Source organism: Streptomyces glaucescens, assembly GCF_002154375.1.
GTDB lineage: Bacteria > Actinomycetota > Actinomycetes > Streptomycetales > Streptomycetaceae > Streptomyces > Streptomyces glaucescens.
This window is the reverse complement of the sequence record NZ_MUND01001042.1, coordinates 1-1,778: the sequence shown is the minus strand read 5'-3', so window position 1 is coordinate 1,778 and position 1,778 is coordinate 1. Positions and strand designations below refer to the sequence as shown.

The window sequence follows — 1,778 nt, the reverse complement described above, 5'->3', positions numbered from 1 at the left end:
GCCCTCACCCTGCACGGCTTCACCACCCCGCCGCCGCTGCCCGCCCTGGACCGGATCGACGTCCTGGTCCCCCGGCTGCGCCGGCTGCGCACGACGGGCTTCGCGCGGATCCTGCGCACCGCCGCGCTCCCCGCCCCCCAGCAGGTCACGGGCCTCCCCGTCGCCCCGGTGCCGCGCGCGCTCGCCGACGCGGTGGCGGACCTGCCGGACGCGGGCGCGGTGCGCCGGCTGCTCACCGAGGCCGTCCGGGGCGGCCACTGCGACCCGGCGGCGGTGGTCCGCGCGCTGACCGACGCGAAGCTGCTGAACCGGCCGCACGTGGTGGACGCGGTGGACTCGCTGCTGGCGGAGGGCCGGGCGATCGCGGAGCAGCGGCTGTACCGGATGGTGCGGGAGTTCGGCCTGCCGGACCCGGTGTGGAACGTGGACCTGAGGCTCCCCGGCGGCCCCCACCTCGGCGGCCTGGACGCCTACTGGCCGGAGCACGCGGTCGCCGTCGAACTCGACACCCGCGCCCCGCGCCAGGACGAGGACGCGATGTGGTCGGAGTACGCCCGCAAGCGCGAGCACCTGGAGCGGCTGGGCATCACGGTCGTGCACATCACGCCGAGGAAGCTCCGCGAGTCCCCGGAGCAGCAGGCCACGGTCGTCCGCACGGCCCTGATGGCCTCGGCGGACCGGGACCCGGCGGCGTACGTCCTGGTCCTGCCCCGGTAGGGGCGTCCGGGCGATCACGTGACCTCACCTCGCCATTCCTGCGAGGGATACCTCATCTCACGCCGGGATACGCTGAGAGCGGGTGGTCATCATGAAATGGCTGACACGGCTTCCCGTGATCGCAGCGATGATGCGTACGCGCGTGTGGCGATCGTACGAGCGGCTGGCGGCGGTCCACTGGGCCCAGCTCGCCGCCGCCATCACCTTCACCAGTTTCGTCGCGCTCTTCCCCCTGATAACCGTCGGGGCCGCCATCGGCGCCAAGCTGCTGAGCGACGACCAGCTCGGGAAACTCCAGGACAAGATCGCCGACCAGGCGCCGGGCCTTTCCGACCTGCTGGACCTGGACAGCCTCGTCGCTCACGCCGGCACCGTGGGGCTCATCGCGGGCGCGCTGCTGCTCGTGATCGGCGTCAACTGGGTCGGCTCTCTGCGCGGGTGTCTGCGCGCTGTGTGGGAGAAGGAGCAGGACCCGGGCAATCCGTTCCTGCTCAAGCTCAGGGACGCCTGTGTGCTGGTCGGGCTCGGCGTGGTCGGGTTGGTCGCGATCGGCAGTTCGGTGTTCGCGAACGCCGCGGTCGGCTGGGTGGCCGACAAGGCCGGGGTCGAGGGCGGGGCAGGACGGGCGCTGCTGTTCCTGGCAGGCCTGGTCATCGCCCTGCTCGTCGACTTCCTGCTGCTGATCTACGTGCTCACCCGGTTGCCGGGGGTCCATCCCGGCCGACGTGCGGTCGTGATCGCCGGCTTGATCGGTGCTGTCGGCTTCGAACTGCTCAAGCTGCTGCTGACCGGCTACTTGCAGGGTGTCGCGGCGAAAAGCATGTACGGCGCCTTCGCCGTGCCGGTCGCCGTCGTACTGTGGATCAATCTCATGGCCAGACTGCTGCTGTACAGCGCCGCCTGGACGGCGACAGCGGCGCCGGCCGGCGAAGCCGCTGTGGAGGGAAGCTCCGGCCCCGAGCGCAGCCCCGCGGCCGACGACGCACCGGCGGCACCGTCCCGCACGGTGCCTCCAGCACACGACCCGTGATGCCGAGCGCGGTAACGGGTCAGGCTCCGCC

2 protein-coding genes are annotated in these 1,778 nt (G+C 72.2%); both read left to right on the top strand.

Annotated elements, in window-relative coordinates; translation table 11 throughout:
• The coding region (locus CCN42_RS40430; RefSeq protein WP_086742057.1) for a hypothetical protein at positions 1-717 on the top strand (717 nt) is incomplete at its 5' end.
• A 91-nt stretch (positions 718-808) separates the two neighbouring features.
• Positions 809-1,747 carry a YihY/virulence factor BrkB family protein gene (locus CCN42_RS40425; RefSeq protein WP_086742058.1) on the top strand — a complete coding sequence of 313 codons (939 nt, stop codon included), beginning with the start codon at positions 809-811 and terminating at the stop codon, positions 1,745-1,747.
• The last annotated feature ends 31 nt before the right edge of the window (positions 1,748-1,778 follow it).

Excerpts from the sequence above, each read along its gene's own strand:
- CCN42_RS40425 (WP_086742058.1), top strand. The coding sequence starts at position 809 with ATGAAATGGCTGACACGGCTTCCCGTGATCGCAGCGATGATGCGTACG.